The 19,725-nt window shown below is 36.2% G+C and carries 19 protein-coding genes and 2 pseudogenes; 6 read left to right on the forward strand and 15 right to left on the reverse strand.

The window, feature by feature from the left end:
* Positions 1-51: 51 nt before the first annotated feature.
* The gene (locus tag KHA94_RS24010; RefSeq protein WP_420828193.1) at positions 52-534 is read right to left on the reverse strand and encodes a tetratricopeptide repeat protein; all 483 of its coding nucleotides are present in this window, start codon (positions 532-534) and stop codon (positions 52-54) included.
* 135 nt (positions 535-669) lie between these two features.
* On the opposite strand from KHA94_RS24010, the gene KHA94_RS24015 reads away from it, so the two are divergent.
* Entirely contained in the window at positions 670-1,452 is a 783-nt protein-coding gene (locus KHA94_RS24015; RefSeq protein WP_213104611.1) for a hypothetical protein, read from the forward strand.
* Positions 1,453-1,662: 210 nt separating this feature from the next.
* Here KHA94_RS24015 and KHA94_RS24020 read toward each other — a convergent pair whose 3' ends face one another.
* The 7 genes and pseudogenes from KHA94_RS24020 to KHA94_RS24050 form a co-directional block, all read right to left on the reverse strand.
* Positions 1,663-2,289, reverse strand: coding sequence for a hypothetical protein (locus tag KHA94_RS24020; RefSeq protein ID WP_249365731.1), 627 nt, complete (start codon positions 2,287-2,289; stop codon positions 1,663-1,665).
* Positions 2,290-2,635: 346 nt separating this feature from the next.
* Positions 2,636-2,944, reverse strand: a pseudogene (locus KHA94_RS24025) (PEP-utilizing enzyme); the annotation flags it as partial.
* 46 nt (positions 2,945-2,990) lie between these two features.
* A pseudogene (locus tag KHA94_RS24030) lies at positions 2,991-4,397 on the reverse strand (catalase).
* Between the two features lie 430 nt (positions 4,398-4,827).
* Positions 4,828-5,022 (reverse strand): hypothetical protein, encoded by a 195-nt coding sequence (locus KHA94_RS24035; protein ID WP_213104612.1) that lies wholly within the window; start codon positions 5,020-5,022, stop codon positions 4,828-4,830.
* Between the two features lie 70 nt (positions 5,023-5,092).
* Positions 5,093-5,392, reverse strand: coding sequence for a hypothetical protein (locus KHA94_RS24040; protein ID WP_213104613.1), 300 nt, complete (start codon positions 5,390-5,392; stop codon positions 5,093-5,095).
* Positions 5,393-5,677: 285 nt separating this feature from the next.
* Positions 5,678-5,881: a hypothetical protein gene (locus KHA94_RS24045; RefSeq protein WP_213104614.1), complete on the reverse strand. Its 204-nt coding sequence runs from the start codon at positions 5,879-5,881 to the stop codon at positions 5,678-5,680.
* Between the two features lie 190 nt (positions 5,882-6,071).
* Positions 6,072-6,302, reverse strand: coding sequence for a hypothetical protein (locus KHA94_RS24050; protein WP_213104615.1), 231 nt, complete (start codon positions 6,300-6,302; stop codon positions 6,072-6,074).
* Between the two features lie 702 nt (positions 6,303-7,004).
* Here KHA94_RS24050 and KHA94_RS26770 point away from each other — a divergent pair.
* Entirely contained in the window at positions 7,005-7,238 is a 234-nt protein-coding gene (locus KHA94_RS26770; RefSeq protein ID WP_420828194.1) for a hypothetical protein, read from the forward strand.
* Here KHA94_RS26770 and KHA94_RS24065 read toward each other — a convergent pair.
* A complete protein-coding gene (locus KHA94_RS24065) occupies positions 7,230-7,631 on the reverse strand; it encodes a YhfM domain-containing protein (RefSeq protein WP_476695938.1) in 402 nt (133 codons plus the stop codon). The two genes, KHA94_RS26770 and KHA94_RS24065, sit on opposite strands and share 9 nt — an antisense overlap.
* A gap of 295 nt (positions 7,632-7,926) precedes the next feature.
* Entirely contained in the window at positions 7,927-9,393 is a 1,467-nt protein-coding gene (locus tag KHA94_RS24070; RefSeq protein WP_213104671.1) for a protein adenylyltransferase SelO, read from the reverse strand.
* 335 nt (positions 9,394-9,728) lie between these two features.
* On the opposite strand from KHA94_RS24070, the gene KHA94_RS24075 reads away from it, so the two are divergent.
* Positions 9,729-10,031: a DUF5634 family protein gene (locus tag KHA94_RS24075; RefSeq protein ID WP_213104618.1), complete on the forward strand. Its 303-nt coding sequence runs from the start codon at positions 9,729-9,731 to the stop codon at positions 10,029-10,031.
* Positions 10,032-10,589: 558 nt separating this feature from the next.
* On the opposite strand, the gene KHA94_RS24080 is transcribed toward KHA94_RS24075, so the two are convergent.
* Together KHA94_RS24080 and KHA94_RS24085 are read right to left on the reverse strand one after the other, a co-directional pair.
* Positions 10,590-11,138, reverse strand: a complete 549-nt coding sequence (locus KHA94_RS24080; RefSeq protein WP_213104619.1) for an NADPH-dependent FMN reductase — start codon at positions 11,136-11,138, stop codon at positions 10,590-10,592.
* Between the two features lie 30 nt (positions 11,139-11,168).
* On the reverse strand, positions 11,169-12,083 hold the full coding sequence (locus tag KHA94_RS24085) for an NADP-dependent oxidoreductase (protein WP_213104620.1): 915 nt from the start codon (positions 12,081-12,083) through the stop codon (positions 11,169-11,171).
* A gap of 529 nt (positions 12,084-12,612) precedes the next feature.
* Between KHA94_RS24085 and KHA94_RS24090 the strand changes: the two genes are divergently transcribed.
* The gene (locus KHA94_RS24090) at positions 12,613-13,530 is read left to right on the forward strand and encodes a LysR family transcriptional regulator (protein WP_213104621.1); all 918 of its coding nucleotides are present in this window, start codon (positions 12,613-12,615) and stop codon (positions 13,528-13,530) included.
* Positions 13,531-14,071: 541 nt separating this feature from the next.
* Here KHA94_RS24090 and KHA94_RS24095 read toward each other — a convergent pair.
* The 3 genes from KHA94_RS24095 to KHA94_RS24105 form a co-directional block, all read right to left on the reverse strand.
* Positions 14,072-15,094: an NAD(P)H-dependent amine dehydrogenase family protein gene (locus tag KHA94_RS24095; protein ID WP_213104622.1), complete on the reverse strand. Its 1,023-nt coding sequence runs from the start codon at positions 15,092-15,094 to the stop codon at positions 14,072-14,074.
* A 97-nt stretch (positions 15,095-15,191) separates the two neighbouring features.
* Positions 15,192-16,040: a MerR family transcriptional regulator gene (locus KHA94_RS24100; protein ID WP_213104623.1), complete on the reverse strand. Its 849-nt coding sequence runs from the start codon at positions 16,038-16,040 to the stop codon at positions 15,192-15,194.
* Positions 16,041-16,331: 291 nt separating this feature from the next.
* Positions 16,332-17,300 (reverse strand): helix-turn-helix transcriptional regulator, encoded by a 969-nt coding sequence (locus KHA94_RS24105; RefSeq protein WP_213104624.1) that lies wholly within the window; start codon positions 17,298-17,300, stop codon positions 16,332-16,334.
* Between the two features lie 59 nt (positions 17,301-17,359).
* Here KHA94_RS24105 and KHA94_RS24110 point away from each other — a divergent pair, with 59 nt between their 5' ends.
* Entirely contained in the window at positions 17,360-17,803 is a 444-nt protein-coding gene (locus tag KHA94_RS24110; RefSeq protein ID WP_213104625.1) for a VOC family protein, read from the forward strand.
* A 568-nt stretch (positions 17,804-18,371) separates the two neighbouring features.
* Complete coding sequence (locus KHA94_RS24115) at positions 18,372-19,610, forward strand: IS110 family RNA-guided transposase (protein ID WP_057776995.1); 1,239 nt, start codon at positions 18,372-18,374, stop codon at positions 19,608-19,610.
* Positions 19,611-19,725: the final 115 nt, after the last annotated feature.

Below are 19,725 nucleotides of genomic sequence, written 5' to 3' on the forward strand. Positions count from 1 at the left end.
TTTAATTAGCATTTCAATAATCGGTGACCAAACAACAAAGATAAAATTACTTTAAGTCCACACTCGATCCAATTTGTCTGAATAAAAGTTGATCGCAGTCTTATAGTTTAATATTTCTTCATCTTGTGTATTATCTAATAGGCATTTCAGAAGTATCTGCATGGCATTTTGGTGCTCATCCAGGTTATATAAAGTCATCGAGTAGAAAACTTGGAGCGCCTGATTATTTGGAAATTGGTTAATGCCCTTCTGAAATACTTGTTTAGATTTTTCATATTCTCCTAATGTTCTATATGTACTTCCCAGTCCAATGAAGGCACCTTCTAAGGCTTGACCAGAAAGCCCCAATTCAATGGCAGCCTCATAATAGGGAACGGCTTTTGATTCTTCACCTAATAAGTCATAACTCCACGCGCATTGATAGTTCACGATCGCATCCATTGGAAATTCCTTGACTAATTCTACTAGCAATTTATTCGATTCCACTTGTTTTCCTTCTTTACGTAATTCAATGGATCTATTTAATTTTTCCATCAAGTTTCACATCCTAATTAGAAAATTAGTACTTTTGATTAACATTATCACAAATTTGTAACAAATATCCACCTCCCACACTGTCCCTTTCAATCACTTAACTCTATTTAAAGAGTGAAAGGGTGGTGCAAAATAATGAATTTTAAATCAGGGAGCATTGAAAACTTCAAAACTTTATCTCCATTTCAGGATCTAAAGGAATTCAACTGCCATATTGAAATGTGGCTAGCAAAATGTAAGCATGATTTTTCAAAGGGTGAGTTAGTTGCATTGAAACGGCTGGTCCGCTTTTCTGCTAAAATACCTGGAGTTTGTAATGCCAAAATCGGGACAATATTAAAGGCCATTCATGAAGAATACAATGGAAATGGCATTTCCCGCTCCACTTTTAAAAGAATGATTATGAAGGCGTCAGAACTAGGTATCTTTACTGTCCACGAAACAGAAAGAAAAAATGGATCTCAGTCCAGCAATCTTTACGTGTTCAATCGTTTTCCTAAAAGTGAACCACCTAAAAGGGAAAAAATGAACCACCCTATTAAAACTAGTAATCTTTCTAAAACTAATATTAAAAAGAATAATAAACGTTCAGAAACGGACCTGGATTACACATTTACGAGTGATCATGTTCCACAATCTTTTGTTAATGTCGTAAAATGTTTTTACTCAGAAGCTGTAACCATAGAGGAATTTTGGCGAATGGCAAAAATAGCGGCATACCGAAATAATCGGGAAAATGAGATCGATCAGATCCTTTCTATTTCCATCCAATCATTTAAGCAGTTAATTCGCAAAATGAAATCCAGTCGTAAAATTAATAAACCGATCGCCTATTATTATGGGATTCTTGAAAGAAAGTTTGATGAGCTTTATTTTGAGGAGCTGTATGAGTTAGGGTTTGTTGGTAATGTTCTTTAATGAACGATTCTTTGCATCAAATTATTAAAACTATTGTACTTACGGCAGCAAATCGCCTATTAAATAATTTATGATGACCCCTGATTCAACATTTTGTTTTGCAATCAGTAATCCCTTTAATATGCAATGTTAATAAATGAGAATCAGGGAATTTATCATATTTAAATGATTTAAAAATGATGTGGGCACCTCAACGATTCACTTAATTTATTACATACCGCGAAGGCCCTTTAAAAACCTCACGAATACAATTGATGGATTTTCGATGTTTTTGGTTATTTTAAAACCTTCGAGCAGTAAAGGTATTCCTGCTTTCAGGACCCCAATTTTGCCCTCCAAAACCTCTGTTCTACCTTCTAGATTAACAAAGCACGGCAGCACCGTATATTGAACGCCTGGAGTAGCGTTCAGGTTAAAAGTCATTAAAAACCTTTTTTTCGAATTTCCAACAGGCGTAATCCTTACCATATTAGGTGTAAGACTATTTGTAGGAAGGAGATTCATATTACCTCTTTCAACAGTTGCAATGTCGGACGGTCTATCTAAATTATTTCTAATCCAATAATTTCTTACATTTGTTGCAGATTCCAAATCGGTCGGTTGGTCATAAGTTATTTCAATTTGATTAGGAGCTGTTTGTCTTGCAACGGTAAGAACTGGGTGAGGAACCATTTGAGGATTTTGTCTACCAGTAGGCATCATTTGTCCTGAATACATTTGATGAGACATACCAGAGTAAGGCATCATTTGTCCCGAATACATTTGGGAAGGCATACCAGCATAAGGCATCATTTGTCCCGAATACATTTGGGTAGACATTCCAGAATAAGGCATCATTTGTTGTTTTCCTCCTTGAAAAAATGTAGTTATCTAACATAATTAATTTATCAACGGGATTGATTAATGTTAAATAAATTCCATCAAATAAGTAAATCTGCAATTTCTGCTTATTCAACTATTAAGTGATAGCATTTACAATTTTATATAAAAAAAGCCGATCTCCTCATTTGGAAAGTCGGCCATATTGATGTATTGAGTGGAGTTGGATCGGTAAATATCTTTTTTAAGTACGCACCAACGATAAAGTTGGCTTCAACTTTTTGTCCCAATGGAAAGATTGTGAGACACCGCTTTGGTATCCACTGGAGCGGTGCTACTAATTAAATCTGGTCGTATTCAGTAATTACAATATTTCGATATACCCTTCTGTTCCATCCACACGAATTCGTTGCCCATCTTTTATCAGTTTGGTGGAATTTTCCACTCCGACAACTGCTGGTAAGCCATATTCACGTGCGATAACTGCTCCATGAGTCATTAGTCCGCCAACTTCGGTGACTATGCCTTTTATAGATACAAACAATGTTGTCCAGCTAGGGTTAGTAAAGGAGGTGACTAATATATCTCCATCTTCTAGATCAGCATCTTCCATGTTTAAGATGACATGTGCTCTTCCCTCTATAATTCCGGAAGAATCAGGTAGACCTACAATATCCAAAATTATAAGCTAGAATTTGTAAATTTTGATTTTTATATCTTTATTGTTTTTTCAGTTGTATCTCAATTCTTTCTGCCAAGTCTGCTGATACCTTATTTAAATACTCCATAACTTTCTTTCTAATATCATCGGATATGACTATCAAGTCGCTAGCTAAATTTTCTAAAAGATGTTCTTTTTCTATAGGAGTTAACATCATATAGAATTCACCAGCCTGCACAAAATCATCATGCTTTTTTATAGAAGTTCTTTCTAGTTTCCCTTCAACATATCTTCCATCACCACTTGTAATTTGGTTAGCCGGTGTCCAGTCTTGCTGTTGATTGACTGGTACTTTACGAAATTCAGGCCCAATTCTTCTCCTTTGAGAATCATTATAAATATTGGCTCGGCCCTGCAGTATTTTATCATCAGATAATTCTGCACCGTCAAGTAGATTTGAAGGAGAGAAGGCGACTTTTTCTACTTGTTCCATAAAATTATCAGGATTTTTACTTAATACCATTTTCCCTACTGGTATAAGAGGATATTCTTTCTCATCCCATACTTTTGTATCGTCTAAAGGATCATAAGAAAGATGGGCTTCATCTGCAGGATCCATGAGCTGAACGTATAAGCCATATTCCACTGGTTTACCACTGTCAATAGCATCGAATAGATCTTTGCCAGCATAATCAGGGTTTTCAGCGGATAGTCTATTTGCTTCCTCGCGACCAATGTATTGTACACCTTCAAATGGATACCAATGGTATTTAACATACTTTCTAATACCTTGAGCATTTCTCCAAACATATGTATTCACACTATGTCCTGGAATGTGACGAAAACTTTTTACTGTACCTGCGTCAGATTAGAGACGTACAACAAAATGAATAGATTCGGGTGCTCTTGCTACAAAGCTCCAAAATCTATCAGGGTCAATTAAGTTATTTTTGGGTGAAGGTAAGGTTGCTTTAACAAATTCTGGGAAACGTATCGCATCACGAACAGATAGGACGGGGATATGATTACACAAAAGGTCAAAAACACCTTCTTCTGTATAAAATTTTGTGGAAAAACCACGGACATTTCTAGAAGTATCAGGAGTTCCTTTCGTACCAACAGCTAATGAAAAACGAATCATAACAGGTACCTTATGATCAGGATTTTGTAAAAAGTTCAGTTTTGTGTATTCGGACATCGAATATATCGTTTGAAAATAACCAAATGCACCAAATCCTTTCACATGGACCGGTCTTTCTAATATTTTTTCATGAATAAACTCTTGTAAGGACTCGTGGAGTACAATATCTTGTTCCAGTACAGGTCCTCTAGAGCCGACTGTCTGTGAATGAAGTTTAGCTGACTCATCATTAGTCCATTTGGAGAGGTCTCTATACAACTTTTTTCTTTCATTATAGTCTTCTTCTGATAATGCTTGACTCTGTTTAGAATTGTTTTCATTCATTATCATGGCCTCCAAAATTATTTTCCATCAATCGTTACTAAATATGATTTTTAAGTCTCGGATATGTATCTTCTACTTTTATTTTCAACATTAATTAGAAATATAGTTGTTTAGATTATCAACTTTTTTCAGTACAATACAAAAAAGTCAAATTAAATCAGTGTTTGAACATACCGCTTGGTAAAGAAAACTCATATGCCGTGTACTTATTGGAATAGGTGGAATTATAAAAAAATAAAATGACGAAGGGAAATTACATGTTTTATTATTGAGGGGGAAAGTCTGTATTTGACACCAAACAGCTTCTGATTATCCACTGTTTTTATAGTCTTGAATATAAGTTTCCCATTCTTTTGTGACCGCTATTTAGGATGATACAATTTTTGCTTGATATGTTGAAACACATTTTTTCCATTTAGAAACGTTCGTTTTACTCGGATAGGCTGACATGATAGCCTTGATCATCAGGGCTGAAGTCTTTCTGGTCCCGTTTCTTTGATAGAATCGTATCTGTAGTGGATTCGGCAATCAAAAAATGCTGTTTATGGCAGAATGATTTATGAATAGAAGAAGAGCATAAATATACAAGAAATGCATAAAACCTTGCATATTTTTGGCTCTTCATTTTTATTCCTTGTTGCGTTAAAGCACCTGTTAGCTGAATAAAGTTGTTCTTTTATTAAATAAAATCACATTTAAACACGCTCACCTTTTTTCCCTAATAATACTGATAATCCAATAAAAATATATGGATATGCTAAAAGTGTCAATTCAAGAAAACCTAATCCAAATAACGAAGAATGCTCATCTGCATAATAACCACTATCAATCATATATTTACCGATTAACAAATAACTAGTAATAGATAAAATAACAAATAACAATCCAATCACATTAAATTTAAATTTGTAGAATGTATAACAAGTTACGGGTATATAAATCAAACCTAGAAAAATTAAAAAGAAGAAAATATACAATGGTTCATAAACTCCCACTAAAGCACCTCGTTTTATTATCAAAGTATTTAGATCTAAATAAATAATATCATAATAATTGGTATAATTTTCTTTTTTACCAAACTAATCTGCACCGTTTGTGGAATAACAAAAAAGAGCTGATCACAGCTCCTTTAATTGAAGTAATGCACCCGTTTGTTTAAGTAGATTTATTCACAAACTTTACCCTTTATTTGATTTTTTATCAAAAAGGAGAAACTGCAATGCTCTATTTTAAAACTGTCTCTGCTGGGGTAAATGCTTCCCATTGATTATATTTCGTTGTTATTGATGAAAATATTGAACAGCACCGCTTCGATTATTCACCCCTAATATCCACAATTCAACGGCTTGTTTCGGTTCGCCTACATGCAAACCAGTCATAAAAGACATTAACTTGCTTTCTAAAGGATTGAGTTGTTTTGTTTCTGCTATTGCTGGATTGTTATTAAAAAGGATTAGTAAAAATAAAAGTATTATTAATCCCAATAAATTCACCTCTAAAGTTTATTTTCTTAGAGGAATTATTCTACCTGTAATTATTATTGATTCGTTATCAAACGATTTGCATTGATATACAATACTCTCAGCTATCCTTCTCCACAAATCTGCTTCGACAGTAGAAAAACGATTGCCACTGTTCAGCAATCGCCCTCTTTAGTTCAATAAAAGCACTTTTTCAAGAAAACCAAATTCTTGATATTTGTAACGGGTTAATAACTGATTTTAATCTACCATCAGGATGATATAATTTTATAGAATCCAATTTTTTAAAGTCGTAGGATACTTCTTCTAATTTCTTCATTAGTATAATTGTTTCACTTTTGTCAAGTTTAAATGAGAGAGATTGACCAGACATTAAAATCTCTGCCTTTATATTATCTTTAGATTCATGCATTTTATTAAACATTTTGTAGTCCTCCTTATGTATATTTAGCAGGCATTAAATAATGAAATTTTCTCTTTATCTTAGTTCTCAACAAATCCTCTCCGTTTATTGAAAACCTTTACACTACTTCTGGTTGGTTTGCATTAAATTATAAATAACAATAAATGCACCAATTATTATTAATAATATACTTAGTACATAAGGAACCCAACCCATTATTTCATTCAGTACAACAGCAAGTTTCCCAGGCGGGTCACTCCAACCTTTCAAATGGAGTATACAAAGCAATCGTAAGATGCATTAAACCGAATAATACAGTTCCTGAAAAAAATAAAACATAACCAAAAATCTGCAATCTTTTTTCCATCTAATTTCCTCCTGAAAAATCACCTTATACCCTGACTTTTTCAAGATGTTCCTTAAAAATCCTTTTTAAACTATCCTGCCCGTTAGTGGAACAACGAAAAAGGGCTGCCGATGCAGCGAGAAGGCTGAACTAAGGGCGTTACAAAAGCAATTACGTGATTTGGAGGAGGAAAATGAGATTCTAAAAAAGGCGATGCACTACTTCGCGAAAAGCCCTCGGTAAAGTTCGAATTTATTTATCATCATCGCTCCCAATACCGAGTGGAGAAGATGTGCAAAGTCCTGGGAGTTTCTAAAAGTGGCTATTTTAAATGACTAAATCGACCAAAAAGCGATCGACAAAAAAAGCATGAAGAACTGTCGCAAAAAATATTGCAAACGCACCTAGAATTCAAACAAATATATCGAAGTGTTAAAATTGCAAAAACATTAAAGAAGCGCGGTGTCAAGGTAAGTGAACGTACTGTTTCTCGCATTATAACAAAAAACAATTGGAAATCCTGTACTGTCAAAAAATATTATGAAAGGAGATTATCTCATGGGTATTTACAAATTGTAGGTGGGGAATATTTGACGCTTACTTTAGTCTAGTAGTTCGAGAATTTCTTTTCTATGACTATCATTCTTAATTCTGAAGACATCATTTTTAGTTGGTCTTTTAATAAAGGTGCTATTTCCAAACGCTATCCATACATATAATTCTTCTATCGTATCATCTTCGTATGTAAGTGTAACTTTATAATCCTCAGGATAAGCCATTTTATAAAATACATTTCGTTCGTGATTCGCTCTGTTTAATATCTTTGTAAATGTCTTTAACGAAGAACTATCTTTAATAACCTTTCCTTCATCAAATTCATTTGTGTCTTTATCGAACTTTTGAACTTTAATGCTCTCAATATTTGAAAACCCATTAGAAAATATTGCAAAACCACTAATGATTACTATCACGATTCCTATAAGAAATAAAGCCCATTTCTTCATCAAATCACACCTTATATGGTTTTCTTGAATCGATGATTTTTTGTAATATTAAAACTATTTTACCGTAAAATTAAGAGTTCGTCTTTAAATAGACGAACCCTCATTGATAGGTGTTACTTTTATATAAACACTTTATCAGTATTTCACATTCGATATGCTGGAGAATGTTTCTTAAAACCAGCTGCAAAAATTAAAATAATTTTAAAAAATTGTTAAGTACATTGAGCATAATTTAGATTGAAGGTATTATATATAACTTTTCCATCTCCCTCTGCTGTTACTAATGTATTTTATATTACGTACCACAAAATGTTCGGTAAGGTCGGTCTGATGGCTCAGGCGGAGTGCAGTATTCTTCCTGAACAGTAGTATGTTCGTATGGTCTTGAAAGAACATCGAGCAGACGTTCCATCACGCTGTAGTCCCCTTGCTTTACTGCTGCTTCCAGTGCCTCTTCTACTCTGTGGTTTCGAGGGATGACCGCTGGATTGCTGTTCCTCATTAACTGGTGCGAAGAGGATTTCGATTCCTGCTGCCTGCCTAGTCTTGCTTGCCATAATTCATACCATTCAGCCATTTCTGGGGTCCCATTCAGTTCGGTATCCTCCAGCTTATCGAATGTTAACGCACGGAAAGTATTCGTAAAGTCGGCACGATACTTTTGCATCATATTGAGGAGGCTTTCAATAAGGGATGCATCATCTGGCTCTTCATTAAATATTCCAAGTTTTGCTCTCATACCTGTGAGCCAACTAGATTGGTATATCGCATTATAATCTGAAATTGCAGCCTGTGCCAATTCGATAGCCTGTTCCTCATTTTCATGAAGCAGCGGCAGAAGAGTTTCAGCAAATCGCGCGAGATTCCAACCTCCAATATACGGCTGATTGCCATATGCATAGCGCCCTTGTCTGTCAATAGAACTAAACACCGTATCTGGGTCATACACATCCATAAAGGCACAAGGACCATAATCAATGGTTTCTCCGCTAATGGTCATGTTGTCTGTGTTCATCACCCCGTGAATAAAGCCAACATGCTGCCATTTGGCAATCAGTGCTGCCTGACGCTTCATCATTTCTTGAAGCAGAGAAAGATATCGATTCTCATCAGCTTCAATGTCTGAATAATGACGATTTATCGTGTAGTCAGCAAGGTTCCTTAACTCCTCAACAGTTCTCCAGTTTGCCACGTATTGAAAAGTAGCAACGCGCATATGACTTGCAGCCACACGGGTCAGAATGGCACCCTGCAATTCGGTTTCACGGAAAACTGGCTCACCGGTTGTTACAACTGCTAAACTGCGGGTTGTTGGAATACCAAGCGCATGCATCGCCTCGCTGATGATGTATTCGCGCAGCATCGGCCCAAGTGCCGCTCTACCATCGCCTCCCCGGGAGTATGGCGTTCTACCAGAACCCTTAAGTTGAATATCAAACCGGTCTCCTTGGGGAGTGATCTGCTCACCAATCAGATGTGCCCGGCCATCCCCTAACATATTAAAATGCCCAAATTGATGTCCCGCATAAGCTTGAGCAAGCGGAAAAGCGCCCTCAGGAATTTGGTTGCCAGCAAATACGGCCACGCTATCATCGCTTTGCAGCGCCTGAACATTCAACCCTAGTGATCTTGCCAAAGGATCATTGAGAATGATTAATTTCGGCGAGCGTACAGGGGTTGGGTTAAGGCTGGTGAAAAATGATTTCGGCAGATGAGCATAACTGTTGTCGAAGTTCCAGCCTGCTTCATTTTTATTTATCATCATATCCCCCTTTTCTAAATTTGTCTTTTTGTATTCTTAAGTTAATCTTACATAAAAATTAAGAGGTTTAATTACTTTTTTCTATTTTCAAAATCAACATAACGCTACCTCTTTTAATTTCTACCTCTGCAATTTAATTATACCCTTATCACTTGAAGATGGAGCATTTATAGCATTTTTTAGGTATGTACTTAGGCACATGTGGAAACTATATGTGGTGGTTTTTCAAGAAAATAGCTGAGTATTGTTTCAATTTCAAAAGGCAACAAAATGTAATGTTTATTTGAAAAGAAAGCCATAATAAGTATAGAATTTAGCAAAAAAGGAGGGAAATTATGGAATTTTTATCACGAGAGCAAATTATTAATGACTTACAAAAACCATTTCAATCATATATAGATCTATTCGGTATAGAGGATATCGGTATATTTGAGGAAGAAGGCCAGGGTGATCTTTACTATATGGGTTATACCGTAAAAAAGGATGGAAAAACTTATCATATTCATAGTTCATATAGAAAGAATAATAATGGTGGTTTAACCCCATTGAAAAATGAATGGACCGTTGAGACTGATGAACCACAGAAAGAGGACCTTGAGGGCTATCGCGATTTAGAAAGTGTGTTTCGAAAACTTTAGAGTGATTATTGCGGATGAATTGAGCCACTTATGCGGAGTTTTGAGCCATACATTGCGGAGAAAAGAGCCATCATTTGCGGAACAGAGAGCCACTAATAGACCTACTCAATTATAGAATAGAGCGCTGCTTGCTATTGACTGTAACGCTCGATTCTTTGCAGACGCTGGAAGGGGTTGGGGCCCCGCCGGCGAATGCTTAGAATCGACTTGACCGTGTTATCATTTTTGAGAAAGTGTGCCTCTTAGGCATTATTTATGCCACACCTGCGATAGTTCCACAACAAGGACAAAAGTTAAGTCCATGGTGGCGGACTGCCGAATTTGCACTACCTCAGGCAAAGGAGAGTGGCCCTTTTATTGTGTGGTAAATTGTATGTCAAAGTTACTTTTTTTATATGGGTATTCGGATTGTCGTGTGGAATGGTCTATTCTAATTGATCAAATTCTTTGTTATTTCGCAAACGTACCTGATTGCTAAGACCGGTGAAAAAATCTGGACAAACGTAGAAACATAGAAAGAACATGTTTCTTTACATGCTTTTTCTATGTTCATCACAGCTACGATTTCCTTACTGTTTTTAAAGCCCGACTCCAAGACAGGATTTGATCTAACATCTCCGCGACATAATCAATATGAAAATCAGCAGGTTGAAACACTTTAGATTTTGTGAAATCGGTAAAAATGGATAAGGTTGGATGGGCGCGAACTGCTGCGACTGATAATTCCCCTAGGATTCCGCGTAAATGCTCGGCGGCACGGGCTCCACCTGTAGAACCATAACTTACTATTCCTGCTGCTTTATTGTTCCATTCTTCATATGCTGAATCGAGTGCATTTTTCAACGCTCCTGTTATACTGTGATTGTATTCTTGAACGATAAAAACGAATCCATCCATGCTGGAAAGCTTTGTTTTCCAGGCAATGACCTTTTGTTCCTTCCCTGTCCCTGTTCCAAAAAACGGCAAATTATAGTCAGCTATATCGAGAATTTCATAATTAGCGTCTTCATGTTGCTGAGCTATTTTTTTTACCCATTTTCCGACTTGTGTGCTTACACGACCTTGACGTGTGCTTCCTAGGATAATTCCGATGTTTAGTTTTTCCAATGTATTTCCTCCTCGTATCGTACTAACTTTCTAATCCACTGTGAGAACAATTTTTCCTCGAACGTGACCGTTCTCTACAGCTCTGTGAGCATCGGCAGCTTGGTGTAATGGGAATGTTTGGGATATGACAACGCGAAGAAGCCCTTGTTCGTACATCTTGGTGAGTTCGGATAACCTTGATACGCTTCGCTTACTGCGGATTGGAATGGTTCCAAGCTCTTCTGAAAGATCGAAAGCAACGATTGTACCGATCCGTTTTTTGTCGTGTACAAGTTCTACAGAGGCTCGTAGGGCTTCCTCGCCTGCTGCATCAAGGGCAACATCGACCCCATTAGGTGCAAGTTCGCGTACTCGTTCAACAAGTCCCTTTCCATATGAGACAGGAATAGCCCCTAAGGAGCGCAAGTAGTCATGGTTTCGTGGGCTTGCGGTACCTATTACAGTTGCACCCCTTGCTCGTGCCAATTGAACGGCGAACGTACCAACTCCTCCTGCAGCTGCGTGTATAATCACGGTGTCTCCTTTACTGATTCCGAGTTCCTGTAGTGCCGTATGAGCAGTCTGCCCTGAGGCGGTAAGTACACCAGCTTCTTCCCATGGCATATTTTTTGGCTTTCTAACGAGTTGGGATGTTGGGACGACCACATATTCAGCATAGCTAGATAGAACCGACCAACCAATAACTTCATTTCCAACTAAAAAGCTCTCAACCCCATCACCAACCATGTCGATGATGCCAGCAAATTCATTTCCTAGAATTTGAGGGTATCGGATTTCCACTCCTGGTGGACTAAAACCTTGCCCTCGAATCGCACAGTCAACGGGCTGTACGCCGGCCGCTTTTACTTTTACTCGAACTTGCCCAGTCCCCGGAACAGGAGGATCAAACTCCATTACTTGCAATACGTCCGGTGTTCCTGGTGAATGAAAAGCTACTGCCTTCATTTTCATCAGCTCCTTTTTTAAAATATTATTTTTGTTGATAATTCAATGGTGTTCTATATCCAATCTAATGATGTAAATCAAGATCAAGCCTACATATGAAAGTGAGAGAATCAAATAAAGACTGCTATAAATTTTACCTTCTCCAAGAAGATAGAACGAGTTCCCGATGGCATAAACGAGTAGAGAAGCTGTGGATCCCCAACTTACCTGCCCGTAAGTCAGTTCGTATTCTTGGCTGATTTCAGGCAGTACGATGTTAAACATCGTTGCGCTCATCATCGAAATTACCATCGTGAATACCATTGTGCGAATGAACTTGTCGCCAATATGGTGTTCGATTGTTGATTCCATTATGTTTGTAAACGCTGTTCCCCGTTTATCACTTCCCATATTTATTTACCTTTTTCCATGTATAACAGTTCTGTTGTCGGCTAGCCACTTTCATTATATAATCGGGAATACATATTGAAAAATACATTTTTTGTTATGTATGCATATACTAGATGTAATGAATGGGAGGGAATTGTAAATGGAACTGCTACAGCTTAAATATTTTTTAACCGTGGCTAAATTAGAGCATATGACGAAAGCCGCACAAGAGCTTCATATCGCCCAACCAGCATTAAGTAGAACGATTCAACGGCTGGAAGAGGACTTGGGGGTACCATTGTTTGATCGTAAAGCACGGCAAATTCGTTTAAATCCTTTTGGGAAGGCCTTTGAAGCAAAAGTGAAGGCCGCAATCCATTTGCTCGAAGAGGGGCGTCGAGAAGTAGAAGATCTATCAGGCTTAAAACAAGGTCGTATTTACCTGGCAGTTATGAATATGGAACAGGTTAGAGAACCTTTGCAGAACTTTTTGGCTGAACATCCAGAGGTTAATTTCCGGATGTTTCAATCGTCTATGGAGGATTTTGAGAACATTGAAACAAACCATGAAGTAGACTTCTATTTAACTTCGTTTCCGATTCAACAAGAGGGATTCAGTGAAATTCCATTGGTAAAGGAAAAGCTCTATCTCGCTGTGCCGCACGGACATAAATATGCAAACCGCAAAGCAATTCACCTTAGTGAAGTATCAGCTGAACCTTTTGTTGGATACAAAGAAAATTCTCCTTTACGGGTGATGAATGATGACCTTTGTGATAAAGCGGGTTTTCGTCCGAAGATGGTGTGTGAAACAGAAGATCCAGCTAGTATCGCAGAACTTGTTCGTTCTGGATTCGGTGTTTCCATTGTCGGTGGCTGTAAAAGTGGAGAGGAGCTGGACTTAGTCAAACTGCCAATCGAAGATCCTGCAGGTGAAAGGATTTTTCGGATAGCCTGGCAGAAAGATCGTTATTTATCACAGGCAGCGATTGCATTTCGAGATTTTATCGTCACCTATTTCAGGGATGAAGAACACACAATAGGAAGTGAGAGTAGGAAAGCATTGATGTTACGATAGAAGATGACTGTTAGAGAAAGCGTCAAGAAAACGCATTTACAACGCTAAGTAAGTGGCAGTATTTAAAAGCCCAATTTATTGTGATTATGTGATTTTGGGCTTTTTGTTGCTCCACAGTCCTCGCCCGTTTGTTGAAGAGATTATTTAGCTTAACATTTTTCCACGCGATAATCCGAATACCCTTTATATTTTACTGATAATGGATCTCTTTCCCACACTTGCTGGCTCAGATGTCCGCAAACAGTGGCTCAAAACTCCGCATAGCTGGCTAATTCTGTCCGCAATACTCATTTAGAGTTTTATCCCTATAAAAACAAACCCTATCTTGTTAACAAGGCTTGCTTTTCTGCTTGAATATATTTTTGAGAGTGAAGTAAAAGTCATGTGATTATTCAGTAAAATAAAAATTAGATAATGTTATAAAAGAATGATGAAATAACAAAGGAGAGCCATTCAATAATTGAACAACTCTCCTTTTTTTTATATATCTTTATTTATCTCCTGCGAATCAAGAATATTCCAGGAGCACCTTCCTCTCATCTTAATAAAAATGCAGCGGATACGTACGATAGCTTGCAACTGGCATTTTTTCAGTTGTATAGAAGCCTGGAGCAGCTTTTAATAAATCTGGAATTCGATTCACAACTGTTGCGCAGGTTAATTCTACTGTGGCAGGATTAGAAATCTTCACAACGGTTTCTGGCTCACCTTGAATGACCCAATCATTACAATCCGTTTCACCTTCAGCATACACTTTGCCGATACATTCGCTAACAATCACAGGTCCTTGATGGGTTACAGTAGTCACAACAGCTGACATTCCTGTCGCATGTCCAGCAGGAATCGTTTTTCCTAAAGTTTCTGAGTATAAATCTTCGTCATGTGTCATTGGCACTAGTTTCTGATTTTGAGATTTAATCGTCCAGCCAAATTGGGAACATTGCCATTCATTTGAATTTCTCATAAAGGATGGAAGATCATTATTGCTAGCAATTTTTTCTTCAAATTCTTCTAATGATAAACCTGCTCCATGCACTTCGGCGAGAGCAATTCCATAATGCTCGACATTATAGCTGGATTTCCCTTCAATGCGAATAATATTATGTGTAGCACCAGCTAAAGTTGTGATTAAGTTGCCCCAGAATACATCTTGGTAGCCAGACCCTGTTAATGTACAATGATGATCTTTTGCTAAGCGGTCTAAACGATTCGTAATTTCAGGTGAAGTGGTCCATGGATAAAAAGCTTCTTCACAAGTAGAGATCGCATTTACGCCGTGACGAGCAGCCAATTCAAAAGCATCAATTGTGTCTGTCATTAAACTCTTCGTCATAATAATACAAACATCTGCATCCGTTTCTTTAAATACTTCCTCAGCATTACTTCTAATTGGGATATTTAGTTTTACATCTAATCCAGCGACCTCACCTATATCCTTACCAATTATAGCTGGATTCGAATCAATTGCTCCAACAATTTCTGCACCTTTTTCATATAAATAACGCAAGCTGACCATACCCATTTTTCCACAACCATATTGAATAACGCGAACTTTTTCTAACATCACATTTTCCTCCTTGGTTTGTTCAAAATTTCACATGTTGTTATACATGTGATAGAATTTCTATATTTATATCGTAAACCTTATTGTTACAATAGGGTCAAGCACTATTTGATTTTTTTTTCACAGGAATTTGCAGTTTCATAATCATCTGGCGTTCATACTGTGTCCAGCACGGCAATTCCACAATAACCTCACAAATATAATCTCCTGCAATTTCAAACTGATTTTCCTCTATGTAATCGATTAATTTAAAGGCATACTCTTCCTCCTGCGAAAAGTGATCACAGTAAATCGATACGTATTCATGTGCAGGCAGAACCTCTATCCCCTTTGCGTTGAAAAAATCAGCATCAACTAGCATGAAAATTTCTGTAGACGTTAGCTTCCGCTGTTTAATGGACTCCATACGAGTAATCGAGCCTACATTACAAAAATACGAAGTTGGGAACTGATGAATAAGGGCTAGATCCCTTAGCTCTCTCAATATATATTCATAGGTTTCTAACTGATCATCATAAATATCTTTTTTACCGTCATAGCAGTAAATTTTTCGTTTGGGTAGATAATTCCTCTCAACTACTCCCATTTTCGGGATTTGCATATAAGTCCTATAGTTTTCGTCTGCTACTTTAAGCGTTTTTTTCATTTGTGCAAGCTTATTCATTTTTTGATCAATCAATTGAATTTGTTCATCAAGAAGCTTAGGAATTGAATCTACATCCTTTTCTGCAAAAACATCTTTCATTTCTTGCAGTGTAAAACCCATATATTTTAAATACTTTATAAAATCAAGACATGCACATTGCTTAATACTGTAAAAACGATAGTTTGTTTCTGGATCAATATAGCTTGGTGACAGTAGACCGATTTTGTCATAATGATGTAAGGTTTGAATCGAAATATTGTTTAGCTTCGCCATTTTCCCAATTGGAACCTTTTCTTGCATCTTAAACCTCCTAGCTGTCTATCAAAGTAGAAAAAATGATTACTTTTATTATGACATCTAAAGAGTATAATTTTACCATATAATTTTGAACATTTTATGGAATAGAAACATCATAGAGTTCTAGTTATAGTACTGGAAGCAGAATGACATTCCCAAAATGAGACTGAAATTCAAATTGGGATAGCAGATCAAAATGATTGAGTTTATGGATGCATTAAATAATTATTCATGTCTTTAGCTGATGCAAGTTTGACAAGTATCCTGAATAAAAAACGGGCCAGAGTCCACTATTTATTCCAAAGGGGCTATATGCTGCATTATTGATAGAACATTATCATAGATTATATTTTTTAACATAGCAGGACGAATTGAAATAATTGTTTTTTCAAACCTTAAAAAGTAGTTTGCGATAAAGTCTATTTCAGTTCTGTTAAAATAGCCAGTTATAATATAATTCTCATTCTCTTTTTTGATGCTCATAGAAGGGTAGTTTTCTTTATCAAAAATATCTTTTCCATTTTTATTAACAAGGACAGTGAAATCAATAGCATCAGGCCTTCTATGAAAAGTATCAAGATAACTTAGTAATTCTTCCAACTTTTTTGGGTTAGTATTGTTTGTTTCTGTGATGGAAAGAATTTTGTCACATCTAAGTATTCTGATGCTCTCTGTTTTAAAATTAAAGATTTTAGCATACCATTGCCCAAACTTAGATTCTATTCGAATGAATTGGGACACTATTCTCTCCTTTTTCTCTTTTTGTAAATAGACTAAACTGTATACTTTTTCAGCAAAAATACCTTGTAAAATCTCTTTTAAATATGGACTAAAGTTACTGTGATTTGTTACCTCAAAGGAAAGCGTTTTTTCCATAGTGGAAATATTTGCACGTACATTTTCAGGTAATACATTTCTAAATTTATTTTCAAGGGTAATACTTTCTACGTTAAATGGTTTTGTTTTGTATCCATTTAATGTAAGTAGTGAAAAGTATAAAGCGTACATTTCATCTACATTAAAAAAAATAGGAGATAAAATACTATTTTCTAAGATTTTATAGCTACCATTTCTACCTAATTCAGAAAATATAGGTACCCCAATTTCTTCTAATGATTGAATATCTCGAAGTGCTGTACTTTTAGAAATATGGTATCTATCCATTAAGTCTTTCAAATTAAAATTCCTTTTGTGGTTAAGAAAAATAAGCATATCGTTTATTCGCTCAGATTTTTTCATATTTCCCTCCAATAAAGGTGTCATGAATTGATACCTTTTTAGTCTATATTATAATTATCAACTATAAAAGGAGTAAGATATGTATGACATTAGAAATTGCTATTTTTTTATCAATGAATGGAAAAGCAAAGGAGGCAATAGACTTTTATATACGTAATTTAAACGCTAAAAAGTTAATGATTGTTACGTATGAAGATATGGCCAAAAGAGATAATTCTTTTGAAATCACTAGCGAAAATAAAAATCATATTTCTCATTCCGTTTTACAAATTGGAAAAACAAAGCTAATGATAGCAGAAGATACAATGAACCCAAGCGAAAGTTATAACATTGGAAATAATACGTCACTTTGCATTCAAAGTGCCAATTTAGAAGAAATACAAAGTTTTTATAGTAATTTGATTTCTGATGAGAGAGTAAAAATAATTACTCCATTAGAAAAAAATGTTTTTAGTGAAGCATATGGTATTGTAGAAGATCCTTTTGGGATACAAATTCAATTAATGTATGATGAACGATTAAATTAATATGGTATAAACATTTAATTTGTCAGTTGGAAAAGCAACCGCACTGCCAAAACCTTGAATAATTCGCAGCATCGATAATGTACCAAAGTTCGGAGCTCCTGACTGCTAAAAACGAAAATGAAGGATTCGAACAGATGGTTGTGTAGCTTTGAAATATAGTTTGATCAAAAATACCTCGCAAAACCCATATATTATGATAAATAAAAAGAATCCATTTTGAAAAAGAGATTGATCAAAATGGATTCTTATCCAGCAAATTTAAGTTTGGTAGTTATAAAAAGTTTGATCATTTTCTACCTATATTGTTCCACAATCGCGCCCGATCGTAATATAAGGTCAGCCAGTTTTTTCTGGTTGACCTTTTTTCATGAGGTCTTATGATAGCGGTAGTCGGGGTAGAACGTAGCGCCCGTGGGACTGGATCCCGTCAGCAAAACTGTTCGCCCCCTACTTGTATAAACATGTTTCTGGCTGGTTGGGACATTGATCCCGTTTAACAAGCGAACCTATGGCATTACAAGGAGTTTAGGGGTTACCGACTAATTCATTTCTAGGAGGAGATTGATAAATGAATCCAGTGATTGGTCTGGATGTTTCAAAAGGAGAGAGTCAGGTTCAAGCCTTTTTAGATAAAGGAAAACCTTATCGTAAAAGCTTTAGTGTAAAGCATACTTTGGATGGTTTAGATAGTTTATTAGATTTCTTAAAGGAGGTTACGATAGCATCAGAGGGGATGAAACCTTCGGTTATCTTGGAATCAACTGGTCCTTATCATTCCCCTGTTGTCCAGTTTTTAGATGAACAAGACTATGTGTATATTATGGTGAACCCTCTTGTGTCTCATCGCTCACGTAGTGCCAATCTTAGAAAGGTAAAGACAGACCCTGTAGATGCGTACCAACTTTGCGAGCTATTCTACAAGGAAGAGTTAGAGCCTCATAGAAAAAGAGGAATTCAGTTATTAAATCTAAGAAACCTCACCAGACAACAGGAAGCAATTGTAGGTGTCTCATCTCAAACAAAATTACAATTACAAACTCTATTGGATCAAGTATTCCCTGAGTATCGAGGTGTTTTTGGAGCTCTATATTCCAGAGTCTCTTTAAATGTCCTTAATACATTTCCTACATCAGAGTCTGTATTAAAAGTATCAAAGTCAGCGTTAATCGACATTATTTCATCCTTGTGTAAGAGTCGATCAAATCAGTGGGCTGAAGAGAAAGCAGAGAAACTTATTGAGGCGGCTGAAAGAAATCCATTTCAACATAATATGTACGACAGTCACATCTTTAATCTTAAGATATTAATCAATATCGTTCTTCAATACGAAGAGCACCTATCGAAGTTAGCAGCTGAAATAGATGCCCTCGCTGAAGAATTGGAAGAATATAAGATTATCCAATCTATCCCTGGTATCGGAGAAAAAATTGCGGCAACAATCATCTCAGAAATTGGAGAGATAGAAAGGTTTAATCACCCTAAAAAGTTAGTTGCATTTGCAGGAATAGACCCTAGTGTTTACTCTTCTGGTCGATTTACAGCTACAAAAAACAAAATTACTAAACGAGGATCTAGCCGATTAAGACGATCTCTATATATGGCTGTAAGATGCGGTATTCGTGATACCAGAAAGCAAAAGACAACAGATGAGATCATTGCAAGAAACAAAAAACTACGAGAGTTTTATGATAAAAAACGCGATGAAGGTAAACCATTTAGGGTTGCAGTTATTGCTTGTGTGAATAAGCTCTTACATTGGATCTATGCCTTATTGAAAAGCAAAACAACCTTCCAAGATATAGCTTAACTACTACATCTAACTATCAAATGAAAAACCTTCCAAACAGTATATTCGGAAGGTTATTTGTCATGGACAATTTAAGTATAGCATGGATAAATAAAGTTTTTTATTAAAAAATGTT

The sequence above is a fragment of the Cytobacillus citreus genome (assembly GCF_018343665.1).
GTDB lineage: Bacteria > Bacillota > Bacilli > Bacillales > Cytobacillaceae > Cytobacillus > Cytobacillus citreus.